Consider the following 26,826-nt stretch of genomic DNA (forward strand, 5'->3'; position numbering starts at 1 on the left):
CTCCTCTCATAATTGCTTAAAGTTTTTCAATTTTATAGCCGACTCCCCATACCACTTTCAGGTAGCGTGGTTCTTTTGGATTAATCTCTATCTTTTCACGAATATGGCGGATATGGACTGCCACCGTATTATCTGCGGCGATCGCTTCTTCCTGCCAGATATTCTCGTAAATCTGTTCGATGGAGAATACTCTTCCCTGATTCTTCATAAGAAGCAGCAGAATGTTGTATTCAATCGGCGTGAGTTTAACCGGTTCATCATCAACCGTAACCTCTTTCCGGTCATCATTGATCGCGAGTCCGCCCGTCCGGAATATATTATCCGTCTCCTGTATGTTCCCCAGTTTGGTGTACCTGCGCAGCTGGGACTTTGCTCTCGCCACGAGCTCAAGCGGATTGAATGGCTTTGTCACATAATCATCAGCGCCCATGTTCAGTCCCAGAATCTTATCTGTATCCTCCGACTTCGCTGACAGCATGATGATCGGTATGTTGCTCTCCTCCCTGATCTTCAAGGTGGCTCGGATCCCGTCCATCCTCGGCATCATGATATCCAGAATCAAAAGGTGTATCTCCTCCTTCTTCATGATATCAAGCGCCTGTATTCCGTCATATGCCTTAAGGATTCGGTATCCCTCCTGTGACAGATAGATCTCAATCGCATCTACTATTTCTTTATCATCATCACAAACTAATACGTTTAACATCACTTCACCTCTTCTCCCTCGTCCAAAGGGCTGTATCAATTCTCTTTGAACTTTAGTATAGCTTAACCACTTCCGCTTTTCTATACTATAACAGGCAATTCTTTACTTTTCGTTTTGAAAAATCTTAAGATCTCCTTAATTGTTCAGGAGGAACACCTCCGCCTGACCCTGCATATACTAAAACACGAGGTGACCATCATGAACAAATCATTGTACCGCTCTTTTATCTGTGGCGCCATCTTTGTCGCCATAACCGGAACCCTGCTGCATTTCGTATACGGCTGGACCGGCAACAATCCGATCGCAGGCCTGTTCTCACCGGTCAGTGAATCTACCTGGGAGCACATGAAGCTGTTGTTCTTTCCAATGCTTATATGCTCTCTGTTTATTGCTCACAGGCAAAGCCAGGCATACCCCTGTATTCTCTCCGGGCTGCTGGCGGGAATGATCATCGGAATCTTTCTGATTCCCGTCATCTTCTATACATATTCCGGGATACTGGGCTTTAACCTGCTGGTACTTGATATCGCGACCTTTTTTATAAGTGTCATCGCTGCATTCAGGATCGCATACCGACTGACCAAAAACTGCCTTGTTCAGCCATACCGAAATGTATTGATCATTATTACCTTAACGTTAACCCTTGCTTTCTTTATCTTTACGTTTTTCCCTCCCGATATCGGATTATTTATATCTCCGGTATAATTCTTAACATTTACCCGTTGCCTTTCCCGCCGCTTTGGTCTATGATGCTGGTAGGCGCAAAAACACAGGGAGGTAACATTTATGTTCAGAATGTGGGTAAAGCAGTGGAAAAATAACCGCATGGTTTTGGATACCGTGATTGAAGATGATACAGATGACACGAGGACACACAAGATCCTGAACGGTGTGCTCAAAGCCTGCGATGACTGGGATCTTGGCAAACCCATATGGCTTGATTCCAATATTCAGGAATTCCAGCGTCTCGGAAAAACCCGTTTTTATCAGGATAATTTTATTGAAAGTATTGATTTTGATCATCTGGAAATTCAGATCATCGAAGAATAAAAGGAAGTGGAACGCTCTGACCGTTCCACTTCCTTATTACTGTCTGTATGTATAATCATTGTCTTTTACAAATGTCGGACGATCGTTATCCATGCTGGCTTTCACCAGTGTATCAGACATCACGTCATATACGAAACTCGTATAGATCTTACTGCTGTTTCCAACACAGCAGTTGACATAACCATTTTGACTGTCCAGCGTAAACGCTCCGTCACAGTATTCGAACGCTGTCTCTGTCACTCCAATGCCAAGACCGTTGTCGTTGCCCGGCACGATACTGTAATATCTGTATTGGTAAACACCGTCCTCCTTCCAGAATTCCAGGATACGCGGGTAGGCAGCGTCAGACTTATCTACCCACTTTCCCCTCAGTTCTTCAAAGTAATAGGGACTTTCCATATACACCCACGAGGAGGACATGGGCTGCACTTCTCCTTTTGCTGCGATCTTCTGGTTTTCCTCAAATTTTGCCATGGCTTCTTCCCGCCTTTTTTTCAGCTCTTTTTGATATATCAGCTCCATATTTTTCTGTTCCGTGTCACTCAGACAGGAATCATCATACCCCTCAGACGGCTGATACCAGCTCTGATTATTAAAATATTTTTTCATATCAGGACTGTCAAAGATATACCCATGTCTTGCCAGGATCTCATTTCTGGCAGTCCGCAGCTCCCCAGCTGACAGTTCGGAAAGTTCCTTTTCAGAAATTTTTTTGCTGCCACTGTCCTTTAATATATGAACCGATTTTGCAGACACCGCCGCCGGAGTTATCATCATAACCGCAATCACTGCCAGAATCCCTCTTACCATTTTCTTTTTCATCGTCATAATTCTCCTTCCTCAACTTCAGCTTTCGCTTAACTTTAACTTGATATTATCTTATCATCTGTTTTGACAAATTTGTTTATCGGGAATTCAGGGCATTAGAATAGGCCCCTGACCGTACCTTCCATGATACGGCCAAAGGCCTGTGTTATGAGTTCCGGACTTTCCCCGTTCCTCGTATATTCAGCTGAATATGATTACCACTTATTATAGCTTAAGATCTCGTCCAAAGACTTCCGGGCTTTTTTGCGCGGCTCTCCCTCTTTCGCCGGATATCCGACTGTAATGATCAGACGGACAACCCTCTCCTCTGGAATGTCGAGTGCACAGTGCACCTTTTCCTGACTCAGCGTACCAATCATACATGTGCCCAGTCCCATCGACGTCGCTTCATAGCACAGCCCCATGGCTGCCATGCCAATATCCATCTGTGCAAAGTGCTGAGAACCGTAACGTTCTCCCACTCCCGGCATCAGATGCGCTTCATCCTCACAGATAACAATGAAATTGGGAACACGGTCGCCCCAGGGGCAGCCGGTAAGGCCGTCGTCGTCAAAGGCCTCGATAAGTTTCGCCCGCGGACCTGGTTCGTCCACGATGATAAAACGCCATGGCTGCGCATTACAGCCACTTGGTGACATACGTGCCACATCCACCAAATGTGTCAGCACATCACGCGGTACAGGTTTCTCACTGTAAACCCGGCAGCTCTCTCTTTTTAACTGCAGAGCCTCAAAATCCATCTTATAATCTTCCATATTTTTTACAACCGCTTCAGCAGTTCCTCCCTTTCTTTTTCAAATCCGGGCTTGCCAAGAAGTGCGAACATGTTCTTCTTGTAGCTCTCCACGCCAGGCTGATTAAACGGATTGACACCCAGGATATATCCGCTCACGCCGCATGCGAATTCAAAGAAATAAAACAGCTGTCCGAGAAAATACTCGTCCTGTTTGGGGATATGCACCATCAGATTCGGTACACTGCCGTCGGTATGTGCCAGAATCGTACCGTTCATGGCACTTTTATTTATAAAATCAACCGTCTGTCCGGCCAGATAATTCAGGCCATCAAGGTCAACCGGTTCTTCCTTCATCCTAATTTCACAACGGGATTCTTCCACATCCAAAACAGTTTCGAACATGATTCTCGCACCGTCCTGGATAAACTGTCCCATTGAATGTAAGTCCGTAGTCAGATCCACTGCCGCCGGGAAAATACCCTTCTGGTCTTTTCCTTCGCTCTCACCATACAGCTGCTTCCACCACTCAGACACATAGTGCAGGCTTGGCTCATAATTTGCCAGTACCTCCACTGTTTTTCCTTTCCTAAGGAGAATGTTGCGGATGGCTGCATATTGCAGTGCATCGTTATTTTCAAATGACTCTTCCAGCGATAATGTTCTCTGGTCCGCCGCACCCCGCATCAACAGGTCGATATCCGCCCCGCTGACTGCTATTGGCAGCAGGCCTACCGCTGTCAGTACAGAAAATCTTCCGCCGACATCATCCGGAACGATAAAGCTTTCATAGCCTTCTTCCGTCGCCAGATTCTTAAGGGCCCCTCTGGCTTTGTCAGTCGTCGCATAAATCCTCTTAGCCGCTTCTTCTTTCCCGTACTTACGTTCCAAAATTTCCTTAAACACCCGGAAGGCGATCGCCGGTTCCGTAGTTGTCCCCGACTTGGAAATCATATTAATAGAGAAATCCCGATTCCCAACCACATCGATCAGGCCCTGGATATAATTGCTGCTGATATTATTACCTACAAAATAAATTTCAGGAGTTTTGCGGGCTTCTTTGGACAGGCTATTATAGAAACCATGTCTTAAAAATTCAATCGCCGCTCTCGCCCCCAGATAAGAGCCGCCGATTCCGATAACAAGAAGTACGTCAGAGTCACTTTGAATCTTAGCCGCTGATTCTTTGATGCGGGCAAATTCCACTTTGTCATATGCCACCGGCAAATCAATCCACCCCAGGAAATCATTGCCCTGTCCAGACTTATCAACCAACACTTTTTTGGCCGCCTGGGCAATTTCCTTCATGGACTGTAACTCATGGTCACCAATAAAATCCACTGCTTTTCGATAATCAACTGTAACTTTTCTTCCCATATGCACGTACCCCTTTTCCTATCAGTTTCTCCTGTATTTATACTTTACAGTTTATCAGAATAAAGCCTCTGAATCAAGTTAAATACTCTTTTATTACCTCCCTCATGATGTTTTCTTCTTCCGGTGACAGAAGATGTGAAAACTTAGAGGAACTGGCTGCCGTCTGGCGGATTCCCTCGGTAACCTGCGCTGCCAGGCTGTCCTTGTCCTCCTGTGCGGCTGCCGTTATTACTTCCTGCTGCTCGGACACTTCCGACTGATTTTCCATATAATCAGTCAGTCCATCCAGCAGCATATCTTCCTTCTGTCCAAAACAGAGAAACGGGCGGAGAAGAAGGAGTATCAGTGAAGACAGCACCCCTGCAAGCAGGTATTGATAACGTGCCATCTGGGAATAATCATAAATATACGTTCCATATAATCCAATGCCCATCAGTATGATACATGCGAGACCGCAGTAACCGCTCCAGCGTTTCAGCTGGTAAATAAAAACGCCAAAACTTTTACCCCTGTTCAGCTGTGTTCGGATAAACGCTTCTGCATTCTGTATCTTTTGATGTTTCATAACCCGTATCTGATAGTTCTTTATGAATTCTTTCATCCACTTGCCTTTGGGCGAATCCATCTTGTCCATATCACGGATCGTCCTGCCGAAAAAGGCATTGACCATCAGCATCCATACCGTCCCCAGGACCGTAAGCGCTGCAATCGCATAAAACAATGTGTTATTCTGCATCATACTATTTAACATAATTCGTTACCCCCTTTTTTTGGACCGAAACTCCTGCTTCGGTATCGTCATTATATAGCAACCGGGGGATTTTGGAAACAAAAATCGTTCGACTTTTTCATGCAAAAATCGTAGTCGTCAGATTTCTACAGATTTCGTACCATATGCACTATCAGGCGCACTCCATTTTCAATCGCATGCCTCTCAAATGTCGGATAGTCCATCGTTGCACTGTTATCCGCTTTGTCAGATATGGAACGAATCACTACATATGGTACCTGGTTCAGGTAGGCAGCCTGTCCGATCGCAGCTCCTTCCATCTCAGTACAGTACCCGCCGAAATGAGTGATGATATTGTCTTTGACTCCGGCGTCTGCAATAAACTGGTCGCCGCTCACCACCCTGCCTTTAAAGACGCCAAGATCCGGATTTACCGCCAGGCAGGATGCTTCTGCCTGTCTGATCAGTTTCTCGTCTGCCGGAAATGACAGTACTTCCATTCTGGGAATCTGTCCCACTGCATAGCCAAATGCCCTGGCATCCACATCATGCTGCAGCGTATCGGTCGAAATCACAATATCCCCGATATTGATCTCGTTTTTCAGTGATCCCGCGATACCCGTATTGATTACGGCATCCACGTTATAATCATCTGCCAGTATCTGTGTGCACACAGCCGCATTGACCTTTCCGATTCCAGAACGCACAACAACGACGTCCTTTCCCTCAAGCATCCCTGCGTGAAATTCCATGGAAGCCTTGACAGTCACATTTACATCCTGCATCAGCTCTTTTAATTTTATTATTTCTTCGTCCATAGCTCCAATTATGCCTATTTTATTCAATGTCGTTACTCTCCTTTTCAAATATGCGCCACCTGTTCTTCCTGCCTCATTATAGCAAAGACCTTCCTCCAATGGAATATTCAGGTAGCATCTTTTTTTATTCTTTGCTATAATACCATATAAGTACACATTAAAAAGCTCAAGTTAACATAATTTCAAACTGTAAGGGAGGAATCTAGTATGGTATACAAAACAAAAGGCGTCTGTTCTTCATCGATTCAATTCGAAGTAAAAGACGGGAAAGTTCACAATGTACAGTTTCAGGGCGGTTGCAGCGGAAACACGAAAGGACTTGCATCTCTGGTTGAGGGTATGGAAGTAGCTGAAGTGATCAACCGGCTGGAAGGCATCCGGTGTGGCTTCAAGCAGACCTCATGTCCTGATCAGCTTGCAAAAGCACTGAAGGCAACCCAGTAAAGTCTGATACCCACAGCAGCACATAAACCAGTGCAGCTGTGGGTATTTCTTCTATACTATAGGTTAAATCTTACAAAGGTTCATCGGTCCCATTTATCACAGAGGGAATTAATCTGCCCGGTGAACTTGGCAAGGTCTTTATTTGCCCCGCCTTCATTATGACGGATCACTGTCATCAACCGCTGACCGGCAGCCACAAGCCGTTCATATACGGACGAAGGCTTAACAGCCTTCACCTTCTTCTTTATCTCAACTCCCTGAGTCTCGAGCACACAGGTATTCGTCTTTAAGTCGTAAACAGTTCCACTGAACGGCGCCATCGTCGGTATTCCAAGCTCCTCCTTCAGCCTCCTTGCAAAGACATCACATACCATATCATCGCCGTGATTCACGAACATCATCTTCGGCGGCTGTTTGTACGCACCGGCCCATCTGAGCAGCCCGTTCACGTCAGCATGACCACTGATTCCAGGCAGCATGCGGATTTCAGCCTGAACGATAATCTCCTCACCAAAAAGCTTTACCGTATCCACGCCTTCCAGCAAAATCCTTCCCAGCGTACCAACCGCCTGATATCCGACAAACAGGATTGTGCACTCTTTCCTCCAGAGGTTATGCTTCAGGTGATGTTTAATGCGCCCCGCATCGCACATCCCGCTTGCCGAAATAATAACCTTTCGGTCTTCATCTGAATTGATCGCTCTCGACTCATTCGTCCCGACGGAAAGCCTTAGCCCCGGAAAACTGATCGGGTTAGTTCCTTCATTCAGGATCGCCTGGGCGATCTCATCATAACACTCTTCATGATGCTCCTGAAAAATATTTGTTGCTTCCACGGCAAGCGGACTGTCAACATACACTTTAAAGTCTCCATATCCCCGAACCAGCTTCTGCTGTTTGATCTGTCTGAGAAAATACAGCATCTCCTGGGTTCTTCCCACTGCGAAAGAGGGAATGACTACATTGCCGCCTTTATCGAAGGTCTTCTGTATCACATCAGCCAATGTTTTGGTATAATCCTCAACCTTCTCATGAACCCTGTCTCCGTACGTGGATTCAATCACAACGTAATCGGCTTCCTCGATATACTGAGGATCTTTGATGATCGGCTGTTCTTCATTCCCGATATCTCCTGAGAAAACAATCTTCCTTTTCTCATCCTCCTCCGTCAGCCAGATTTCAATACTTGAAGATCCCAGCAAATGCCCCGCATCTACGAAACGCACCTGGACCCCATCAGTAATATTCACAATCTCCTGGTAATTGCAGCCCGCGATCAATTCTATCGCTCCCAGCGCATCTTCAAACGTATACGCAGGTACAAATTCTTCTTTTCCGCTTCTTCGCCCTTTTCTGTTTCTCCATTCCGCCTCAAACATCTGAATATGCGCACTGTCCTTCAGCATGATCTCACATAAATCTCTCGTCGCATTCGTGGCATAAATCGTGCCGCGGAATCCTTTTGAGTAAAGCAGCGGAAGGTTTCCTGAGTGGTCAATATGCGCATGCGTCAACAGAACAAATTCTATATCCGAAGGCGTCACCGGCAGTTCCTGATTCTCATAAATGTCCGGTCCCTGCTGCATCCCGCAATCCACCAAAAACCGGTGCCCGTTCGCCTCAATCAGCGTACAGCTTCCGGTAACTTCATGGGTAGCTCCTAAAAAAGTAACTTGCATTGACAAACCCCCTTAGCCGACCCCTTCTTTCAAGTCCGGTCAGTATTATAATGTATGCTTCCATTATACCGCCTGTGCACTGAAAACACAAACGGAAAAGCCCCCTGCACACGGGGCGGTGTACAGGGGGTGAACCTTACATTTAAATATGTTTCTTTTGAGATACCTCCGATACATAACGCGCCGTATCGGTAGCATCCCCAGGATTCTAATTCTCTATTCAGTTGTCTTTTATGGCAGAAAAACAGTACTGTCAGAAAACCCTGTGTGTCGATTATTTTTCCTGGTTTCTAAAATAACAAGTTAACGAGTTACGTGGCATTCCAGCCCATCTCTTTATCTTTTGTAATGTAAGAATGTTTTTATGTTATATTAGAGATGGGGATGCCGGGTGAATCAATGCTTAAATATAAGTTTAACTAACATACTTTCCACCTGTCGCCGTTGGAGTACTTTCTTTGTTACTTCCCTCTTGTACCGCGTGGTATCCGCACAAACGGTAATAGTAACCTGTTGGAACGGTTATGTTAAACGATTTAGTTAGCGTAGTTCCATTTGCTTTTGTATAGCTCCATGAATCATAAGAAGACCATGAAGTTCCATTTGTTGATCTCTCCAAATAAATATTCAGATAAAGCATATCACACGTGCTATGTGAAGCAGTGGATCCGTAAATATTTATTGACCCGCCACCGTTTATACCCAACTTTACCGAACCGCTTGCCAAATATGCTCCGCGCAACACTGCCTGACTGATGGCTGACACTTCCGTTTCCGTCTCTGTCGTCGTATGAAAACTGGGTATGACGATTTCTTCCAGATCATCTTCCGCATACACATTAACCATTAAACAGGAAACCATCATAATACAGCTCAAAAAAGCGGCTGTTAGTCTTTTGAGTCTTCGTTTTCTCATTTTGTCCCTCCCTTCATTCGGAATTACCCTCTTACATTACGACAAGAATACGCAATTTTAATAAAAGTATTACATTAATAATACATATTTTCTAATATCTTTACCAATTCTTCTTGTTCAATAACCCCTTGAAGCCTGTAAAACGTATTTTTATATACCCATTGGGCACAGTATGCCTTTTCATCATTTATCTCATTTTCGAGCGTCCAGATTCCCACCTCCAAATCATCACTTTTAAGATATAAGGAATCTGTCAGTATACCATCAATACTGATTCCTTCTGAAAAGTTTTCATTGTTGCCAGACATATTAAATGTAATTATATTGTCATCCTTATACTCATAGTAAATTGTTGCAATCTCGACATCTGGAAATTTTTCATGCTCCATGTACTGCATTCCTTCAGGCTTATAATAAAAAATGGGAACATCAACTTCCAGTTCTTTTTCAATATCTGCTTTTACTTTTTCATCTATGTTATCATTAGAAATAGTTTTTTTATTATTGTCAATTTTAATATCAACTTTGTTATCAAAAAACTCTTCTACTTTCTGAACCAGAAATATCCGATTGCCCTGACTGGTCATAGAGAACCCAAAGATACCCACCAGGCATAAAACCAGCATTGCAGCCCAATGTCCGATTTTTCTCGGCAGTGTCTTTTTCCTTGGCTTCGGATTCTCTTTATGTTCAGTCTCAATCCCTTCCATTAAAATAGCAGTACGCAATTTCTCTTTATCAATGGGATTTTCCCCCAACTGAACATCTTCAATTTCTTCCTCTATCTGTTTCGCTTCGTCCAGAAACGATCTCTCCATCTCATCAACTAATGATCTTTGTCTTTTTAACTTCATCAAACCTTAAACTCCTTCACAATTATGGAATTCCTTGACTTTTCTATCCCTTCGGATAATAATAAATTAAGCGGTTAAAGCTGTTGACTTTGCCGTAATGAACATCAGGAGGTTATTCCATGAAGCACATTGTACTCACCGGTGGCGGTACAGCCGGCCATGTCACACCCAATATCGCCATGCTGCCACGCCTGCAAGAACGTGGCTACCAGATTTCCTACATCGGCTCTTATGACGGTATCGAGAAAAAACTAATAGAAGAACTGGGCATTCCATATTACGGGATTTCTTCTGGTAAATTGAGAAGATATTTTGATCCTAAAAACTTTTCTGACCCGTTTAAAGTATTAAAAGGTTACGGCGAAGCAAAAAAGCTTTTAAAAGATCTGAAACCGGACATTGTATTTTCCAAAGGCGGTTTCGTGACAGTTCCGGTTGTCATAGCAGCAAAGCACCGAAAAATACCTGCCATCATACATGAATCTGATATGACACCAGGTCTCGCGAATAAGCTGTGTATTCCTTCAGCAGTAAAAGTCTGCTGCAACTTTCCGGAAACTGTTTCCCAGCTCCCGCCAGATAAAGCAGTCCTGACAGGAACTCCTATTCGTCAGGAACTGCTGAACGGAAACCGAATCGCTGCACTTGAATTTACGGGACTCTTAACAGGCAAACCTGTTATTATGATCATCGGCGGAAGTCTCGGAGCCGCAGCCGTCAACGATGCTGTCCGCCGGATATTACCGCAGCTGTTAGAAAGCTTTCAGGTTATTCACCTTTGCGGTAAAGATAAACTGGATGAGTCCCTTCAGAATATCTCAGGTTATGTACAATATGAGTACATTAAAAAAGAATTAGCTGATTTATTCGCCCTTGCAGACATCGTGATATCACGCGCCGGAGCAAATGCAATCTGTGAAATTAATTCTCTTAAAAAACCAAATCTTTTGATTCCTCTCTCTGCCAAAGCCAGCCGCGGAGACCAGATTTTAAATGCCCGCTCCTTTGAACGGCTTGGCTACAGTATGATACTGGAAGAAGAACAGATTACCGATAATACGCTTTACAATGCTATTACCGAACTTTACCATAATCGTCAGTCCTATATCGAGGCAATGTCAAAAAATCAGGAAATGGATTCTATTGAAAAAATCCTGCAGCTGATAGAAGAATGCCGAATCAAATAAGGCGATTACGGCAATATCAACTTTTATACTCCTCCAGAAATGTATTCCGCATCCACACTTTAGCGCGATGAAGCTTAATTCTCAAATTGGACAGGCTGATACCCAAATCTTCTGCAACTGATTTCTGGCTTTCACCTTCAATGGTAACCCGAAAGAAGATTTCGTACCACTGCCTGTCCCGTTTCTGCAATGCTTCAAGAATTGAACTCTGGAATTCCTTCCGTACATAATCATTTTCAATATTTTCTCCGGTACCTCTTTCAAGCGTAATTCCGTCTTCGCAGAACTCCCTTCCGTAATATTTCTTTCTCTGCAAGTCAATTGCTTTTCTCTTTGCAGTGACAAGCAGCCACGGTTTGATATATTCTTCATCCAATATATCACGCTTAAGATACAGTAACACAAACACTTCCTGACAAATATCCTGCGCATAATGATAATCGCGCAGAACATTATAAGCGACCTTCATCACCATGAGATAGTACTGATCATAAATTTCGTTGAATCGTGACAAATTCATTGCCATCCCCCTCTAGATCACCTTATCCCTTTTTTTATTTTACTTAAAATTTCTTCCTTGTCCGCATCCGTTAACTCACCCATTTTCCAGCCAAGCTTCACTCCATCATTATCATAACGCGGTATTAAATGAATGTGAAAATGAAATACCGTCTGGCCAGCTGCCTGACCGTTGTTTTGAACCAGATTAAACCCAGTACACTCGAGGGCGGTCGTCATGACTGATGCCATCTTTTTCGCAAGGATCATTGCAGACCCAGCCAGTTCTTCCGGGATCTCATAAATATTTGCATAATGCTCTTTCGGTAATATCAGCGCATGTCCTCTGCTGGCTGGTCCAAGATCCAGAATTACCCGGAACTGGCCATCCTCATACAACGTTGCCGATGGAATATCTCCATTCGCAATTTTACAAAAAATACAATCTGCCATCAATAGCACCCTCCTAAAATTCTAATAAAAGAAAATTCTTCTTTTCTCTATTGTGTCGCATTTTGGAGAAATTTGCAACATAATATTGTTTGCTATTTAAAAAATCTAATGATACACTACCATAAAAGAGGTGAAAATCATGTTATCAAAAGAAGAACAAGCAAAAATCAGGCAATTATGCCAGGAAAGTCCCCATGCCATGGAGGTCTGTAATCTGATGAACAAACAAAATCAGCTGCAGCTTTCCATGGTCAGTCACGAAATACGCAACCCGGTCACTTTGATCAACAGCTTTCTGCAGCTTCTGGGTTCCACCCATCCGGAAATATCTTCCTACAATTACTGGACTGAGATCACAGAAAATATGCGTTTTCTCCGCGAATTACTGGAAAATCTGTCCGCATATAACAATTCACAAAAATTGAATCGTGAGGAAGTCAGCATCCTCTCAATTTTGAAAACAGTGATCGCAGATACACAGCCAACACTTTCAGAAAAAAACATTACCATCCAGTTAAAAAAAGACGGCGCTGTTCCTCCCTTTCTCATGGATCGTCATCGTCTCAGGCAGGTATTTCTGAACCTCATCCGAAATTCATCTGAGGCAATCGGAGAATCCGGAGGCAGGATCATCGTCCATCTGACAGCCGACGTGAACGATGTGACTGTCCGAATTCAGGACAGCGGCCCCGGTATCCCCGAAGAATTTTTGGATTCACTGTTCGATTTCTTTGTCACACATAAGAAAAATGGCACCGGACTTGGACTTGCGATCTCCAAAAATATCATTGAAGCCCACGGCGGTACCATAGAAGCGTCTGCGCCCCAGGAAGGCGGCGCCGTGTTCACCATTCATCTTCCGGTTACTTATGTGTAGCACGTTTTCGATAAACCAGAATACATATTATCATACCACACAATAAACCTCCGATGTGGGCGGCATTGTCCACACCTCCGGAGGCAAAACCAAAATAAATGGACAATGCCGCCATAAGCATAAGTCTTTGAAGTGAAATATCCTCAAGTCTGCCTTTATTGCGGAGCACGATATACAGCATCGCACCTATGATTGCAAATACTGCCCCGGAGGCTCCTGCTGATACCACGGCCTGTCCGGTCTTTACATTAAATAGATACGAAACAACGCTGCCGCCGAATCCACCGATCAAATAAACAGCCAGGTAACGGAGTTTACCCACATACCGCTCCAGGTAATCGCCTATGAATACAAGCAGCAGCATATTATTAAACAGATGGTCAAAACCGAAATGCAGGAACATGCAGGTAAACAACCGGTAAAACTGCCCCTCACTGATCAGTGGTGTATAGGCTGCCCCCCACGTGATCATATGCGACGTATCTTCACTGCTTCCAGTCAGCTCCACCAGCAGGAATACCAGAATATTAGCCGCTGCCATCACAATGTTTGCCCAGTTCTTCGGTCGTTTTCTCATCCGGTCAATAGCATCGTCATTCATCTGATACTGAACCTCTGTCAATTCTTTTTCCGCCTTTACTTTATTTTGTTCATCATTATAGTTCATTCTTCCCAAATCTGCAAGCGGTAAGTCAGATTTGCGAACGTGATCAGATCTCCGTTTTGAATCTCATATCCCTGTTCGCCCACAACAGCTTCATGGTTAACGTACGTTCCGTTCTTGGAATTCATGTCGTATATCTTGCAGCTCTCATTGCAGACGATCTTGGCATGCAAACGGCTGACTGCCGGAACGTTGAGAACGACATCTACCGCCCCTTCAAGCTTTCCAATAACAGTGATTCCATCCTCTAATATGATTTTCTGACCTTCGGCCGGTGATACCGGTAGAAGATTTGCAGCCCCTTTTACTTTTTCCGGATACAACAGGCAGGTCTGATTTTCTTCACTGAGCAGGCTCTCCACCGATTCTGCATCCGCATACTCCTCGCTGTCCAACTCCGGTTCCCGTATATGTGAGAGACTCTCCGGCTCCTCACGGAAGGCTTCTGTTCTTTTATCCTTTACGTTTCTAAATTTGTTTACTGCGATCCCAACTGCCAGGACAATCCCGAAAATCCCTCCCGTTATGACTGCCATCTGCCAGGAAAAATACCTGTTTTTAAGCAGATAGATATACACAAAAACAAGCAGTCCCCCGCTGACAGCTTTCATCGCCGTCCAGAAAGGGCGAGATACCTTAATCCCCTCCTCCTGTTTCGTCATCTCTTCCAGCAGTTTTTGTCTCTGGAGCCGCTCCTGCTCCAGCACTTCCCCGTCTGCCGCCAAAACCCCATCGTATTCGGACTGACCTTTTTCTTTCTGTGTATCCGGTTGGTTCTGATACATATCCCTGCGAATATCTTCAGAACATATCTGGCCTTCCAGAGCCTTTCTGTAGAACTGATAGCCCAGTACCACTGCATCCTGATCACAGTGGTCAATCTTAGGGAGCAGATATTCGGTAAACCCCTTGATCTTTTCATTTTCTTCGGTTGAATTTCCGGGCCAGTAACAAAATCCCACATCCTCCGCAGTATTAATAAATACATAATCCGGGAGCAGCAAAAGCCCCGACGGGCTGAGCAGATAGGATTCCATTTCCTCCATCACATTAAGCAGTGCATTTATAATTAACATTAATTCTTTTTTTCTCAGCTTCTTTGACTCATAAGCTGAACTTAATGACTGCCTGGAAGTGACATCATAGTAAAACATAAGCTGGTTATCAATGTGATGAACTTTGCACTTTAAAATTCCGGGTATCAGACCACTCAGCAGCATACGTACCGGATAGGAATCACAATCCGGCACGTTACCATCCGTCAGAATCAGATAACTGTGATGATAATCTCTCTTATAGGTAATCTTCATCATCGCTCCCCCATCAGCACGGAGAGTCCCTGAATCTTTCGGATAAAGTTCACAGGTCTGATAATCCGCGCTGTCTCCTTAACTTTAAACCTCCATCCACCGCCTCCGAATGTTCTTCCGGCAGCTGCCTCTGCCGTGGCTGTAACATTTTCATCCTGTGCCCATGTGCTCACAGACAGATTCCGGATTGGAAATCCCTGTTTCTGCACCCGTTCTTCCATTTTTTCTGCAAGAGCCCGCTCCCCTTTATTCTCATTTCTGACACTTTCAGCCGCGGATGTCAATACTGCCTCAGCTACCGCTGCCGTATACCATGCCCGGTTATGGACGTAAAATGCCAGCAGCATCGAAAGAAAAACAGTCATCAATACCATCGGGACGATAAATGCTGCTTCTACCGTCATACTCCCATTATTAATCCGTCTGCTAATATCTTCCATCACAACATCCTCCCTGTGTATGCGATCATCAAAAAAGGGATCCATGGAAATTCCTGATTTTTTCCTTTCCTGCAGATCACCATCTGAACGATACCCCACAGTGCCGAAAGCAGCATGGCTGTCAAAACGACTTCGCAGGTTATCCAAAGTCCAAGATAGATGCCTGTCACACACACCACAAGTCCATCACCGTATCCTACCCCTCCGTCTGTCATTTTTCCGATCACAAGCAATAAAATTCCTGGGAACAGTCCCTGAAGCTGCTGCAGCAGTCCTTTCTGTTCAAGCAGACATACACCACAGATCCCCGTGATCGAAAATGCCGCGACTGACCATAACAATATTTTTCGGAATCTCAGATCATATAACGTATTCAAACCTAAAAACACGAGCAGCATGCCCTGTACCGTATCCATATTACCTCCTGTGCCGCACTTGCTGCGGTTCAATTGTCAGCCCATTCACGCACCTCGCGCCGCGCACCGGCTGCAGACGGAAAGATCTTCCACCTCAGATTTCTTCACAAGTCTGCCTGTCCGCCTTAATGCTGAACACGAAAGTTCAGCGTGATAGCGGTCTCCCTGCGGTGTGATGTACAGCACTGTATCACCCTTATTCCCTGTGCAATACGGACAGGCGTGATATTTGCCTCCACTTTCGTTGCGCTGATCCCTCACTCTCCGGGCATTCGTGCACACGATGGTCAGCTGAAGGTGTGAACAGTCGCCATATGTATGATATACTGTCCTGCGGTCTGCCACATAAACCATCTCTTCCGTTTTACCTGAATGCTCATCTTCCTCAGCCCGGTATCCCGTCCATGCATGAACCCGGGCAGCTGCCTGAAACTTTACCCTGGAAATCCCGAAAAAGGAGACTGGAAACCGGTAGACACCCGCCGCTCTTAATTCTACGGTATGTTTTCTGTAAGAAGATCCTGTCAGGGATACTTCTGTTCTGGCTTCCTTTGGAAGTTTTGACGCCGCGTAGGCAGCGCAGACAGCTCCCTCCAGCTTTCCCACCGGTGATTCACCCAGAGCTTTTTCTGCCGCATAGCCATACATACCAAGCTCTTTTGCACTCTGGTTTAATGACAGTGTCACTCTGGTGTGTACCCTCATCATATCCATCAGGCTGATTAACAGCACCAGTGCCAAAAAGAATACCGGTACAGCAAACGCGGCTTCCACTGTAAGACTTCCCCTTTGTGTCTCGGAGATGCATAAAGACACTCTGCCGGAGGGCGTATCATTTTGCGCCGGGGGAAACATGCTATGATTTGCCTGAAGAGAGTTTTCTATTTTCTTTGTTGATGAAGTTGACAGTTTCACCCTTCGACAGAGCATCTTTATACACCTCCTCATTGTTTTTACATATCATATCCATATCCGCGGATGACTTCATACGTATTACCCTTTCCTGCGATAAAGGAAAATTGTACTTCCGTAGTGTACAGGCAGCAGTCCATCCTGAAATTGCTCTTGCCCTCTTCTGCCCTCATTCCCATTTCGATCATATCCAGACATCCTGCCATTTTCTGCCGGCTGTTTCTGATACCGAGCAGGATTCTCAGATAATCATTGTATGACATCCCTTTCCTGTCGTTTTTCCTGAGATCATCTGCACCATCAAGCAGCCGGGGGATGTTAGAGAGAGTTAGCTGCCAGGATGAGGCCTCCTTGAATGCCGGTACCTTCTCCCCTGCCAGAAGCCCTCTGACATCCAGAATACTTTCCGCATACGCCCAGCACACCAGCAAAATCTGTTCCACTACGGGAACTGCCTCCGGAAGCAGCAGAAGTGATGCGATGACACCGGCAGCAGCCCGGGTCTGCGCGCGCTTTGCCTGATCCTGATAAAGATGCAGCAGATTTGCTGCCTCTCTCATCAGAAGAAGCTTGTGAACTACTCCTTTTAGGTTCACAATGTCACTGTGATTCCCCTGAATGATATACTCTGCCTGATAGGCGAGCCCCTCACAGGGCTGAGGGCTGCTGAAATTTCCGCAGTGCTGCAGAATATATTCCCCAAACAGAATCTCCTCAGTAACTCCGCTTTCTTCCCGCCCTGTTTCGTACATTCCCATACCAGTTTCCAGTTTTCTACCTGAGGCCAGTGCAGATAACTCCTGTGTCCTGCCCGAAAGCTCTTTTCCATCCGGTAGTACCAGTGACAGAATCCCAAGCTGCTTTAACTCCCTTACCGTTTCTATGGGATTAACAAAATCCTCCGGCGCTTCTGGTAGCATCATTTCTTCTCCGGCCTCATCCCTGGCCTCCTGCTCCTGTTCCGCCTGCTCTTTCAGATGATCATATTGATCCAGAGATTCGCCTGCTTCAATACTCTCTCTGGCATTCTCCATGTTCTGTGCCATATCCCTGTCTCTGCTGTTTTTCTCCAGAAGAAGACGCACACCCTGCGCACCGAGAGATGCTTTCATGTATGCCGCTGCCTGTTCTTTTACGCTGCTCCCTCCACTGTCGGTTGCCAGTGTATACCCGGTGATTCCGCCGCCCTGCATTACCAAATCTCCAATATTTCCGTTATGATTCCCATCCACACGGTTAAACAAAATCCGGGCGATGTCCTCCTCCATGGTCCCATACAGTTTACCCATCTGCATATCTCCCTGGCCGCGGCTTCCGTCAACATAAAACAGCTGATACCGCTCCAGCAGCGTACGGTCGTAGCGTGCAAAAAGTGAATACAGACCCTGATCCACTGCGCTGACCATCTGTACCCTGGCCCCCGCCAATTGTACCGAATACAGACCTGCCAAAAGCAGAGAAATCATCAGCACCAATATCAGGCTTAAATACGCTGTTATACTCCCTTTTTCGTGCAAGGTGTGCCTCCTTCCTAAATACTGTTGCTCTGGCTTGTGATTTTTGAAAGAATATTTTTCACGAGACTGACCAGCTGGTTTTTAAAGATAATTACCAGGCCGATCAAAACGACGAGAATTAAAATGATTTCTACAACGCCAATCGCTTCTTCTTCCATTATAAAATCACGGATCATGCAGCCCATAAGCCTCACCTCCTTTCCTGCAAACGGCTTATGCCTTCTTCAGAGAAAGCTCATTCCCGCCGGTACCAACAGGACTGCAAAAACAATAATCAGCATCAGTACCATCGGCAGGAGCAGCTTTGTTCCCGCCTGTTCCCCGATAACTTTAGCCCTGCGTTTCCGATTTTCAAATGCATTCACCGCCTCACGTTCCATGATCTCCAGAAGTTCTCCACTGCCTTTGCGAAGATTCTGAACCAGCAGCGTGGAGAGTGTTTTGTATGCCGGCAGCTGGCACTTAATGCCAAGATGCGCATACGCCTCTGCCTCCGGCACTCCCTGTTCCATCTCCTGATAGACAGCCGAAATTGCTTCATAAGCCGCCCTTTTTGGAGCATTTTCTCCCCGGCTGCTTCTCGTCTTCTTATAATCAAGCGCCACTTTTGAAAATGCTTTTCTTGTGTTCATGCCGGCATTCAGCAACAGAGTAAACTTATTTAATATATCGGGATAGTCTGTCATCATCTGCTCCCTGATCTTCTGTTCCTGCTGCTTTTCTTCCTGCTGTCTCCCGAAAATCCAGACAGCAGCCAGGACAATCGAGACAATCAGAATCACGCCCCCCGCCCGTACCGTATCTCTTTTCCATACCACTGCTTCTCCGCTGATCTTCTGGGGCAGATAGAACTGCCTGTTTCCAGAGTCTGCATTTATGTTTTTCAGGGCTTTATAAAGCTCCTGCTCCCAGGCTGCATCCCCATATTTACTTTCCGGATATACAGTGACTGTTTTCTCGCGTTCCCGGCTCGTCTCCTGGCAGGTGAGTGTGGCATACAGCTTCACTTGCGCTCCCTTCTCAGAGATCCCATCCTGTGGCACTCCCTCCCAGTCCAGAACCGCCGGATTGCTGCTGATCCAACTGATGCTCACCGGAAGATCATCAAATTCCCTTACGAGATTCAGCGGCCGTTCCACCCTGTCCAGCGATTCATTTTCTCCTTGTATGATCTGGTCCAGCTTTTTTTCGGCACGATCCAGCCACTCCTCGGTTTCCTCTTCTGTATATTGCCGTCCCGGAACCTCAACGGTAATATCGACGACCTTCCCGTTTTCCCTCTGCACCTGTAAAGTCTCCCAGTACACATTTCCATTATCTCCTTCCCGCTCCAGCGAAGTTACCGTATTTTGCCCCCATATTTCCTGAAGTACAGACACACTGACTGCCAGTATACTGCCCGCAGCAAGTATTGCCAGTGCGTCTGCAAGCACCTGAGGTTTTGGATGCATCCCCGTACAGGGGACCCACTTCTGTATGCAGACCGCACATCGCCAAAATAGCCTTCTGATACCTGTTATATTTTCCGGAGTCTTCATTCTCAGCGAACAAAGCATCAGCATTACTAATCCCACTGTTAAAATCAAAGAAGCCATCCGCATTTTTACACCTCAATCCTTACAATTTTTCTTCCCAACCAGAATGCTGCCACATATCCTGCAAGACATCCCGTCATAACACAGACGCCAATCGCACTTCCATAGAGTACATCCAGAAATCCCGGAGACATCACCTGCATATACAAAATAATTCCGCAGGGAACTGCACTCATAATCGTCTGTTCCATCTTTTTGGCAGCCACACAAGCCTCCACCTCTTTTTGAACCTCAATCCGGTCATTCAGAGTCCGTGCTGCATCCTGCAGGATACGGCTCAGGTTGCCTCCGCTTCTCTTTGCAATTCCATAAACGCCTGCAAAATTCTGAATATCCTCCACATCACACCGGTTTCCCAAATCCAACAGGAGCTGCTCTATCGGGACACTGACACTCAGCCGGCTCTGCAGGTAAATAAATTCCTGTATGATTGGATCATGTTCTTCGTAAATATTTCTAAGATCACGAAGACATTCCGCTATGGCATTTTCCATGGAATATCCGGCTTTTAACGCAACCGACAGTGATGACAGTGCATCCTTAAATGCGTAGTTCAGTCTCTTTTTTCTCTGTTCTGTCAGATACTTCTTCTTATATCGAAAATAAAACGGCGGTACAATGAAAAACATCGCAAGTGCCCACCATGAACGGTAGCACAGAAGATTAACCAGCAGACACAATGCTGACGCTTCCCCTGCGTACCTCACTGCCTCACGCTTCGTAAAATGATAAACCCTATAATCCAGCTTCATACCGCTCCGTCCTTTCCAGTTTTTCTGTATTTTTGAGCTGCTCTTTTGCTTCCAGCTGCTGTGTCTCGTCATTCCACCAGTACAGTGGACTGAGCTGTACTTCTCCGTCACACAATCCGATAACCTCGCAGATTTCCATTACTTTTCTCTGTTTCTTTTTTGTCTTCCCGATATGTATCATCACATCTATGCCGGAGGCAATCTGCCTGCGTATTGCCTCCAGTGGAAGCTGCATCCCCATCAGTACCATTGTTTCAAGCCTGCTGACCATATCCCTGCTGCTGTTTGCATGTGCTGTACCAATACTGCCCTCATGACCCGTATTCCATGCCTGCAGCAGGTCGATCGCTTCCTCGGAACGGACTTCACCGACGATAATTCTGTCCGGCCTCATGCGGAGTGCTGTCCGGATTAAATCCCGAATCGTAATCGACTTGCCGCCGTCCAGATTTGCTGCTCTGGCTTCCAGACGCACCAGATTTTCGACTCCCTGTATCTGAAGTTCTGCCGTATCTTCAATTGTAATAATCCTCTCATCTCCCGGAATAAAATTAGAAAGTGCGTTTAGAAATGTAGTTTTGCCTGCTGAGGTACCTCCTCCCACCAGGATTGAATATCCGCTTTTCACCAGATCTCTCAGAAAACCGGCGGCTTCCCTGGTGATACTTCCCCATGCCACCAGTGTCTCCATCGTGATCGGTACATCCGGAAATCTCCTTATGGTAAGCGCAGGTCCATCAAGTGACACGGGTTCCACGACTGCATTAACTCTTGCTCCATTATCAAGCCTTGCATCCACAATTGGTCTGCTTTCATTGATTACCCGGTTACATTTCCCCACAATCTGCTGTATTACATCCTCCAGCTTTTCCGGTGCCGTAAAGCTTTTTTCGAATCTGCTGATACATCCTGCCCGCTCTACAAAGATGCGCTGACAGCCATTTACCATAATTTCTGTCACCTGCGGGTCATCGATCAATTCCTGCAGTACATCGAGCCTGCGCACGGAACAGAACAGCTCACCCCGGAGACTGTGCTTTTCCTTCAGCGACAGGCAGTGCCCTTCCTGTGACTCCATCAGAAGGCCATCGATCAGTTCCAGAATCTGTTCATCCGATAATTCAGGCGATGTTTCCAGCAATTCCATCAGCCTTTTGTGGAGTATATCAAAATGTTTCATCAGCTGTGCTCCTTTTGTGTCCTTAACAATTCTTTTACGTAGTCCCCGAGTTCGCTCCAGACCAGTTCATCCAGATATTCCTTTCCCCGCTTCAGTGTGCGGTGATATGGAAGACGGACTTTCTGCATCCGCTCCAGCAGTCCCGTAAAATCCCACATCTTCAGGAGTTGTTCAAACTGTTGAAGTTTTGCGGCAGACACAACGTCATTTCTGACCGGTACGTAGACAGTCTCACATTGGTTCAGAAGTGTGTACAGATCAGTGACGCCGTCTCCGACGTCCAGAATTACGGTATCATACGCCGTATTCTCCTCTATCTGCCGCAGCATACTGAGCCACTCGTCAATTGTGGCATTCTGTATATCCATCGGTGAAAGCGCCGGCGGCAGGTAATCCAGATTATTGACCGTCTGTACAGTTCCGGCTATTTTTAAAGCGATGCCCGCATTCCCCTGGCGGATATAATAGATCAAATCCCCCAGCCTGTTTTCATACGTACATCCCAGAAGTTCTTCGAATCCGGCATACTCCTCGAGATTGATATACAGTACCGCTCTCGTTCTTGACATAATCTGCCCGAGTGTCAGCGCAAAAGAGGTTTTTGCAGTCCGACCGACCGGCGAATACACTCCCAGGATCCTTGTCTTATGTTTTACCATACTCATATTGTGCGGCTGTGCCTCCCTTGCCCCATAACAGTTCATCACCTCACGTATGACCGCATCTGATGACTGGTACTTGTAGACACTTGGATATCGGTCCAGCGACGGATCATGGACTCCCTCTGACAGGATCACGATCTGGCAAATATCGAGACACTTCACCTCCTCACACATTGCTTTATCTGAAATCAGAAGTATATCGATATGCCTGGCCGCCGCCAGTTCCAGAAGCGGTGCAATCCCCGTAAATGCGCGCACTTCAAACGGAATGTTTTTTTTATGCTGAATATATTCTACAAAATTACAAGCATACGCAGCTTCCAGGTCACAGACTGCGAGTATGCTCCTGCCTCTGTTGCTCAATAAAAACCTCCTGTGTATAAGACAACGGCCAGAAACACCGGCACGCTGAAATGAATGTTTTCCATCCGTCTTCCCGTACGGTAATAGGGATGAATTCTTTTCTCTTTACAGCATTGTGAAATATATGCGGTGAAATACCGCAGACGTTCTCCTGCATTTCCGCAAAGGAGAATAACAGCAGCCGAAAGAACGGCTCCGATTAGAAATGAACAGATCATGCACCGGACTATGGGCAGAACACCCATAACACCACCGAGTGCAGAAAATAATTTGATATCGCCCGGTCCAAGCATACGGAACATAAACAGTCCGGCCAGCAAGAGTATCGGGACCGCTGCTCCAGCTGCAAAATCGCAGATTCCTGACAGATTCCGCAGCCAGATCTGATAGCAGAAACCGACCAACCAGAAAATACAGATTCCGCAGTTTGCGATTTTTTCAGTCTGTATATCCATACATACGGAAAGAAACGAAATCTGAAGGATGATCATGTGACATGCGGTCAATCATACACCTCCTCACATGTTGAGCAGTCATCAGTTTACAATTTTAAGTTTTTGTGATAGGGAATTCTCCGTCAGATCTGACGGTGCGTTTAAGAATGTATGACTATTAAACCACATAATTTTTTGTTTGTCCAGTAGTTTTTTTGAAATGATTCAGAATGTCAGCATTGCAGTTTTATAAAAGTTGCGTTACAATGAAACATATTTTTCAGGAGGTGGTTTTATGGCTAAAGAAACCAAGACGAACGCCATGCGTATACTGGATAAAAACAAAATACCGTATAAGGCATTGAATTATGAATGTGATGAATTTATAGACGGTCTCCATACAGCCAGACTCACGGGAGCGCCCGTCGAGCAATCTTTCAAAACATTGGTAGCACAGGGAAAGAGCAGGCAGTATTATGTATTTGTCATTCCCATAGCACTGGAACTTCATTTGAAAAATGCAGCAAAAGCCGCAGGTGAAAAATCCATCGAAATGATTCATGTCAGAGACATCAATTCCGTTACCGGTTATGTCCGCGGCGGGTGCAGTCCGATCGGAATGAAAAAACAATTCCCGACTTTTATCCATGAAAGTGCCCGGCAATTTGAATCCGTTTACATCAGCGGAGGCCGCATCGGCTGCAGTATCTGTCTTTCACCGGAAGATCTGTGCAAACTGACGCACGGGCAATTTGCAGATGTCTGCAGTTGAACTTCAGACACCGCTGCAAATTGTACTGAATTTTCTTATTTCTATTTGTTTTCTGATTATTTATTTTATTTAAACTATATATCAGTTTTTGAATTAGTTTTTTTATTTTTTTCTATTTTTAGTATTGACTTTTTAGTATTTATTCGATATAATAATTACATCAAAAGAAATTAAGAATCAAAAAAGTACTACAAGGAGGATAAGCCACCGAGAACTTAACGATTCACCCCATAATTTAACGAAAGAGAGGTATGGACCACCAAAAACATAACTTAAATCCAAAAACATCCAAGTAAGTAAATGAGGTACACTCCAATGGACAACGAATTTTAAAAGGAACTATCAGAAATGTCAATCTCTGGTAGTTCCTTTTCCATGTAAGTTTTCTATTTTTAAACCTGAATATTTTTCAATTCTTTTTTTCTTTTATGGCGCCGATAGATTTCAGCCGTTTTATTATATACGCCAAATGACTGTACCAGCACAGCATTCCATTTTCCGATTCTATCTTTTGTGGTTTTGCTGTAGATTGTACCGCCGTACGCTACTTCACCACCCCGCTGAATATAACGTATCAGATCGGATTCCCGGTGTACCTCCTTCGGAAATTCCGTATAAGCCGTACCGATACAGTCATAGCGGTGTGCGTCACTTCCTCCAAAACCCGGCTTGCGATACCTGATCGCCAGACTCTCCGCTGCCTCATTGCTCTCTTCGGTTTCACATGCATTAAATGCCTCAACGAAATCAAATTTTCTTAAGATTTCATCTTTGCTTTTCTTCTTTTTCGTATTCAGAATACTCAGATACCGCTCACCACACGGATGAGCCGGCCCGAGTATCCCGCCGTTTTTATGCACAACATCGATCAGCAGTCTCACTGGAAGCCCCCGTAGTTCAAGCACGCGGATCTTGATTCCCTCCGGCATGATGATCAGTATATGTCCCGCATCAATGGTATCGTATTCAATTCCCTTCAGCACAATAAAATCCTTATGCCGTTTACCCTTGATCTTGTTTTTCCATTCCCGGTACCCATCATATGAATTGTGGTCAGTTACCAGCATCCCCTTGTACCCCAGCTCTTTCAGCCTGAGAATGTACTCTTCAATCGGTACCCTTCCATCCATAGAACCTTCTTTTGTATGACAATGCATATCAAATTTCATATTATTTTCACCACGATTCTTTTTTCCTTAGCATGGACAGTTTAAGGGTTTTCATACGCATCAGCTGCAAAGTTCGGAAACCACCTGATTGATCACCTTACCATCTGCTTTTCCCTTCAGCTCCGCCATCACTGCCTTCATAATCTGGCCTTTGTTTTTCGTCGCAATCACATCTGAAAATTTATCTGTCAAAATTGCTTTAACCTGTTCTGCAGACAGCAGCTCAGGGGCATACTCACTGATGATATCAAACCTTGCCCGATATTCCGCCTTCAGTTCAGCACGTTCATCAGGGCAGGTGTCTACCTGTTCCTTCACTGTTTTCATTTCTTTTAAGATCACACGGTCCACCAGCTCTTCGGGAATATCTTCCCGGCATCCCTCGTCGATCGCCGCCTTCTTCACAGCGGCAATCACCGATGAAATGGCTTCCTTGCGCACCTTGTCTCTGGCTTTCATAGCCGTAACCATATCTTTTCTCAATTGTTCCAGCTGCATGTTAATCTCCTCCTTACTACAGGCTTCGGACACGTTCCGGGCGATATTTTCCGGCCTCCTCGACCTCGTCCAGTTTTTTCAGCATTCCATCAATATCTTCGTTCAGATTACCTTTCAGTACAACATAATTTGACGCATGATTGGCACGGAATACAGTTCCCGGAGAATCTACATTTGTCAGAAACAGCCTCATCTCCTCGACTACTTCATCCGGCGTAAGCAATTCCATCTCCCCCGCCGCGATCTTTCTGTAAATTTCCGTGGATTCATCCAGCATCAGCGTCAGGAATCCAACATAATCCGGCCGGATATCACTGATAAGCTTCGCCGACTCAACCGCGTGTTCTTTCCTTCGCGCCCGTCCGCCAAGCCCTGAGATCAGCGTAATGGAAGACTGTATGCCCGAACGGCGCAGCTTTCTGCCCGCTTCAATGATCTCTTCTCTGCTGACCCCTTTATTGATATCCTTCAGGGTCACGGCATCTCCGGATTCCGCACCCATGTAAACCATTCCCAGCCCCGCCTGTGCCAGTGATTTAAGTTCATCTTCTGACTTTCTCAGAATATCCCCTGGTGTCCCGTAGGAAGTCACACGCTCCGCAGACGGGAATTTTTCTTTGATAAAGTTTAAAATATCCAGAAGATCCGGTGTTTTTACGATCAGTGCGTCGCCATCGGCAAGGAATATCCTGCGGATATTGTCGCCGTAATTGTCATAAGCCATCTGAAAGTCTTCCAATACTTCTTCTTTTTTTCGTATCCTGAATTTTTTATCTTTATACATCGTGCAGAATGTACACGCATTGTGGGCACATCCGATCGTCACCTGAACAATTAAACTTCTCGCTTCACTCGGGGGTCTGTATACCATTCCTTCGTATCTCAAATCCTCATCCCTCTTTCTGTTCTTAGTCTTCTGCTTCCCGACAGCTTTGCTTTTCAAACGTATATGCCTGCATTTCCGCCGTCCTGAACAGTTGCGTACATTTATT

The 26,826-nt window shown here is 45.4% G+C and carries 32 protein-coding genes; 6 read left to right on the forward strand and 26 right to left on the reverse strand.

All coding sequences use genetic code 11. From position 1 onward, the window contains the following. Window positions 1–16: 16 nt before the first annotated feature. Entirely contained in the window at window positions 17–706 is a 690-nt protein-coding gene (locus MCG98_RS00680) for a response regulator transcription factor (RefSeq protein WP_240299956.1), read from the reverse strand. A 198-nt stretch (window positions 707–904) separates the two neighbouring features. Between MCG98_RS00680 and MCG98_RS00685 the strand changes: the two genes are divergently transcribed. Then, the gene (locus MCG98_RS00685) at window positions 905–1,411 is read left to right on the forward strand and encodes a DUF6512 family protein (RefSeq protein ID WP_240299957.1); all 507 of its coding nucleotides are present in this window, start codon (window positions 905–907) and stop codon (window positions 1,409–1,411) included. 81 nt (window positions 1,412–1,492) lie between these two features. After that, on the forward strand, window positions 1,493–1,756 hold the full coding sequence (locus tag MCG98_RS00690; protein WP_240299958.1) for a hypothetical protein: 264 nt from the start codon (window positions 1,493–1,495) through the stop codon (window positions 1,754–1,756). A gap of 36 nt (window positions 1,757–1,792) precedes the next feature. Here MCG98_RS00690 and MCG98_RS00695 read toward each other — a convergent pair whose 3' ends face one another. The 5 genes from MCG98_RS00695 to MCG98_RS00715 form a co-directional block, all read right to left on the reverse strand. Then, complete coding sequence (locus MCG98_RS00695; RefSeq protein WP_240299959.1) at window positions 1,793–2,578, reverse strand: YARHG domain-containing protein; 786 nt, start codon at window positions 2,576–2,578, stop codon at window positions 1,793–1,795. 200 nt (window positions 2,579–2,778) lie between these two features. Further along, a complete protein-coding gene (locus tag MCG98_RS00700) occupies window positions 2,779–3,339 on the reverse strand; it encodes a nitroreductase family protein (RefSeq protein ID WP_240299960.1) in 561 nt (186 codons plus the stop codon). A 5-nt stretch (window positions 3,340–3,344) separates the two neighbouring features. Further along, entirely contained in the window at window positions 3,345–4,694 is a 1,350-nt protein-coding gene (locus tag MCG98_RS00705; RefSeq protein ID WP_240299961.1) for a glucose-6-phosphate isomerase, read from the reverse strand. Between the two features lie 73 nt (window positions 4,695–4,767). Continuing rightward, window positions 4,768–5,445, reverse strand: a complete 678-nt coding sequence (locus MCG98_RS00710) for a hypothetical protein (RefSeq protein WP_240299962.1) — start codon at window positions 5,443–5,445, stop codon at window positions 4,768–4,770. A 125-nt stretch (window positions 5,446–5,570) separates the two neighbouring features. After that, window positions 5,571–6,290, reverse strand: coding sequence for a 5'-methylthioadenosine/adenosylhomocysteine nucleosidase (locus MCG98_RS00715; protein WP_345891608.1), 720 nt, complete (start codon window positions 6,288–6,290; stop codon window positions 5,571–5,573). A gap of 159 nt (window positions 6,291–6,449) precedes the next feature. On the opposite strand from MCG98_RS00715, the gene MCG98_RS00720 reads away from it, so the two are divergent. Further along, window positions 6,450–6,686 (forward strand): TIGR03905 family TSCPD domain-containing protein, encoded by a 237-nt coding sequence (locus tag MCG98_RS00720; protein WP_240299963.1) that lies wholly within the window; start codon window positions 6,450–6,452, stop codon window positions 6,684–6,686. A gap of 80 nt (window positions 6,687–6,766) precedes the next feature. Here MCG98_RS00720 and MCG98_RS00725 read toward each other — a convergent pair whose 3' ends face one another. The 3 genes from MCG98_RS00725 to MCG98_RS00735 all read right to left on the reverse strand — a co-directional run bounded on the left by MCG98_RS00725 (window position 6,767) and on the right by MCG98_RS00735 (window position 10,135). Beyond that, window positions 6,767–8,365, reverse strand: a complete 1,599-nt coding sequence (locus tag MCG98_RS00725; protein WP_240299964.1) for an MBL fold metallo-hydrolase — start codon at window positions 8,363–8,365, stop codon at window positions 6,767–6,769. A gap of 415 nt (window positions 8,366–8,780) precedes the next feature. Further along, window positions 8,781–9,281 carry a DUF6147 family protein gene (locus MCG98_RS00730; protein WP_240299965.1) on the reverse strand — a complete coding sequence of 167 codons (501 nt, stop codon included), beginning with the start codon at window positions 9,279–9,281 and terminating at the stop codon, window positions 8,781–8,783. Between the two features lie 74 nt (window positions 9,282–9,355). Next, the gene (locus MCG98_RS00735; protein ID WP_240303356.1) at window positions 9,356–10,135 is read right to left on the reverse strand and encodes a DUF4367 domain-containing protein; all 780 of its coding nucleotides are present in this window, start codon (window positions 10,133–10,135) and stop codon (window positions 9,356–9,358) included. A 119-nt stretch (window positions 10,136–10,254) separates the two neighbouring features. On the opposite strand from MCG98_RS00735, the gene MCG98_RS00740 reads away from it, so the two are divergent. Continuing rightward, entirely contained in the window at window positions 10,255–11,322 is a 1,068-nt protein-coding gene (locus MCG98_RS00740) for an undecaprenyldiphospho-muramoylpentapeptide beta-N-acetylglucosaminyltransferase (protein WP_240299966.1), read from the forward strand. A 16-nt stretch (window positions 11,323–11,338) separates the two neighbouring features. Here the strand turns inward: MCG98_RS00740 and MCG98_RS00745 are convergent, their stop codons facing one another. Beyond that, the gene (locus MCG98_RS00745; RefSeq protein WP_240299967.1) at window positions 11,339–11,842 is read right to left on the reverse strand and encodes a sigma-70 family RNA polymerase sigma factor; all 504 of its coding nucleotides are present in this window, start codon (window positions 11,840–11,842) and stop codon (window positions 11,339–11,341) included. Between the two features lie 17 nt (window positions 11,843–11,859). After that, complete coding sequence (locus MCG98_RS00750) at window positions 11,860–12,273, reverse strand: HIT family protein (protein WP_240299968.1); 414 nt, start codon at window positions 12,271–12,273, stop codon at window positions 11,860–11,862. Between the two features lie 139 nt (window positions 12,274–12,412). On the opposite strand from MCG98_RS00750, the gene MCG98_RS00755 reads away from it, so the two are divergent. After that, a complete protein-coding gene (locus MCG98_RS00755) occupies window positions 12,413–13,150 on the forward strand; it encodes an ATP-binding protein (RefSeq protein WP_240299969.1) in 738 nt (245 codons plus the stop codon). On the opposite strand, the gene MCG98_RS00760 is transcribed toward MCG98_RS00755, so the two are convergent. The 12 genes from MCG98_RS00760 to MCG98_RS00815 all read right to left on the reverse strand — a co-directional run bounded on the left by MCG98_RS00760 (window position 13,137) and on the right by MCG98_RS00815 (window position 23,467). Continuing rightward, the gene (locus MCG98_RS00760) at window positions 13,137–13,817 is read right to left on the reverse strand and encodes a rhomboid family intramembrane serine protease (RefSeq protein WP_240299970.1); all 681 of its coding nucleotides are present in this window, start codon (window positions 13,815–13,817) and stop codon (window positions 13,137–13,139) included. The two genes, MCG98_RS00755 and MCG98_RS00760, sit on opposite strands and share 14 nt — an antisense overlap. Continuing rightward, entirely contained in the window at window positions 13,814–15,127 is a 1,314-nt protein-coding gene (locus MCG98_RS00765; RefSeq protein WP_240299971.1) for a DUF6382 domain-containing protein, read from the reverse strand. Before MCG98_RS00765 ends, MCG98_RS00760 begins: the two co-directional genes overlap by 4 nt. Then, window positions 15,124–15,564 (reverse strand): TadE/TadG family type IV pilus assembly protein, encoded by a 441-nt coding sequence (locus tag MCG98_RS00770; RefSeq protein WP_240299972.1) that lies wholly within the window; start codon window positions 15,562–15,564, stop codon window positions 15,124–15,126. The genes MCG98_RS00765 and MCG98_RS00770 overlap by 4 nt, the downstream gene beginning before the upstream one ends. After that, the gene (locus MCG98_RS00775; RefSeq protein ID WP_240299973.1) at window positions 15,564–15,980 is read right to left on the reverse strand and encodes a hypothetical protein; all 417 of its coding nucleotides are present in this window, start codon (window positions 15,978–15,980) and stop codon (window positions 15,564–15,566) included. Before MCG98_RS00775 ends, MCG98_RS00770 begins: the two co-directional genes overlap by 1 nt. A 45-nt stretch (window positions 15,981–16,025) precedes the next feature. Next, window positions 16,026–16,754: a hypothetical protein gene (locus MCG98_RS00780; protein WP_240299974.1), complete on the reverse strand. Its 729-nt coding sequence runs from the start codon at window positions 16,752–16,754 to the stop codon at window positions 16,026–16,028. 179 nt (window positions 16,755–16,933) lie between these two features. Further along, on the reverse strand, window positions 16,934–18,409 hold the full coding sequence (locus MCG98_RS00785; protein WP_240299975.1) for a DUF5702 domain-containing protein: 1,476 nt from the start codon (window positions 18,407–18,409) through the stop codon (window positions 16,934–16,936). A gap of 14 nt (window positions 18,410–18,423) precedes the next feature. Continuing rightward, a complete protein-coding gene (locus MCG98_RS00790; RefSeq protein ID WP_240299976.1) occupies window positions 18,424–18,594 on the reverse strand; it encodes a Flp1 family type IVb pilin in 171 nt (56 codons plus the stop codon). A gap of 39 nt (window positions 18,595–18,633) precedes the next feature. After that, window positions 18,634–20,004, reverse strand: a complete 1,371-nt coding sequence (locus MCG98_RS00795; protein ID WP_240299977.1) for a type II secretion system F family protein — start codon at window positions 20,002–20,004, stop codon at window positions 18,634–18,636. Window positions 20,005–20,012: 8 nt separating this feature from the next. Then, entirely contained in the window at window positions 20,013–20,756 is a 744-nt protein-coding gene (locus MCG98_RS00800) for a type II secretion system F family protein (RefSeq protein WP_240299978.1), read from the reverse strand. After that, the gene (locus MCG98_RS00805; RefSeq protein ID WP_240299979.1) at window positions 20,740–21,936 is read right to left on the reverse strand and encodes a CpaF family protein; all 1,197 of its coding nucleotides are present in this window, start codon (window positions 21,934–21,936) and stop codon (window positions 20,740–20,742) included. Before MCG98_RS00805 ends, MCG98_RS00800 begins: the two co-directional genes overlap by 17 nt. Further along, a complete protein-coding gene (locus MCG98_RS00810) occupies window positions 21,936–22,961 on the reverse strand; it encodes a hypothetical protein (protein ID WP_240299980.1) in 1,026 nt (341 codons plus the stop codon). Before MCG98_RS00810 ends, MCG98_RS00805 begins: the two co-directional genes overlap by 1 nt. Further along, window positions 22,958–23,467: a prepilin peptidase gene (locus MCG98_RS00815; protein ID WP_240299981.1), complete on the reverse strand. Its 510-nt coding sequence runs from the start codon at window positions 23,465–23,467 to the stop codon at window positions 22,958–22,960. The genes MCG98_RS00810 and MCG98_RS00815 overlap by 4 nt, the downstream gene beginning before the upstream one ends. Window positions 23,468–23,690: 223 nt before the next feature. On the opposite strand from MCG98_RS00815, the gene ybaK reads away from it, so the two are divergent. After that, complete coding sequence (gene ybaK / locus MCG98_RS00820) at window positions 23,691–24,167, forward strand: Cys-tRNA(Pro) deacylase (protein ID WP_240299982.1); 477 nt, start codon at window positions 23,691–23,693, stop codon at window positions 24,165–24,167. Between the two features lie 392 nt (window positions 24,168–24,559). Here ybaK and MCG98_RS00825 read toward each other — a convergent pair whose 3' ends face one another. Genes MCG98_RS00825 through MCG98_RS00835 form a run of 3 tightly spaced genes read right to left on the reverse strand, consistent with a single transcriptional unit; the run spans window position 24,560 to window position 26,720 of the window. Then, window positions 24,560–25,336, reverse strand: coding sequence for a PHP domain-containing protein (locus MCG98_RS00825; RefSeq protein WP_240299983.1), 777 nt, complete (start codon window positions 25,334–25,336; stop codon window positions 24,560–24,562). Between the two features lie 60 nt (window positions 25,337–25,396). Beyond that, entirely contained in the window at window positions 25,397–25,834 is a 438-nt protein-coding gene (locus tag MCG98_RS00830; protein WP_240299984.1) for a GatB/YqeY domain-containing protein, read from the reverse strand. A 16-nt stretch (window positions 25,835–25,850) separates the two neighbouring features. Next, on the reverse strand, window positions 25,851–26,720 hold the full coding sequence (locus MCG98_RS00835; protein WP_240303357.1) for a radical SAM protein: 870 nt from the start codon (window positions 26,718–26,720) through the stop codon (window positions 25,851–25,853). Between the last annotated feature and the right edge of the window lie 106 nt (window positions 26,721–26,826).

Origin of the sequence: Ruminococcus sp. OA3 (assembly GCF_022440845.1) — a bacterium.
Lineage (GTDB): Bacteria > Bacillota > Clostridia > Lachnospirales > Lachnospiraceae > Ruminococcus_G.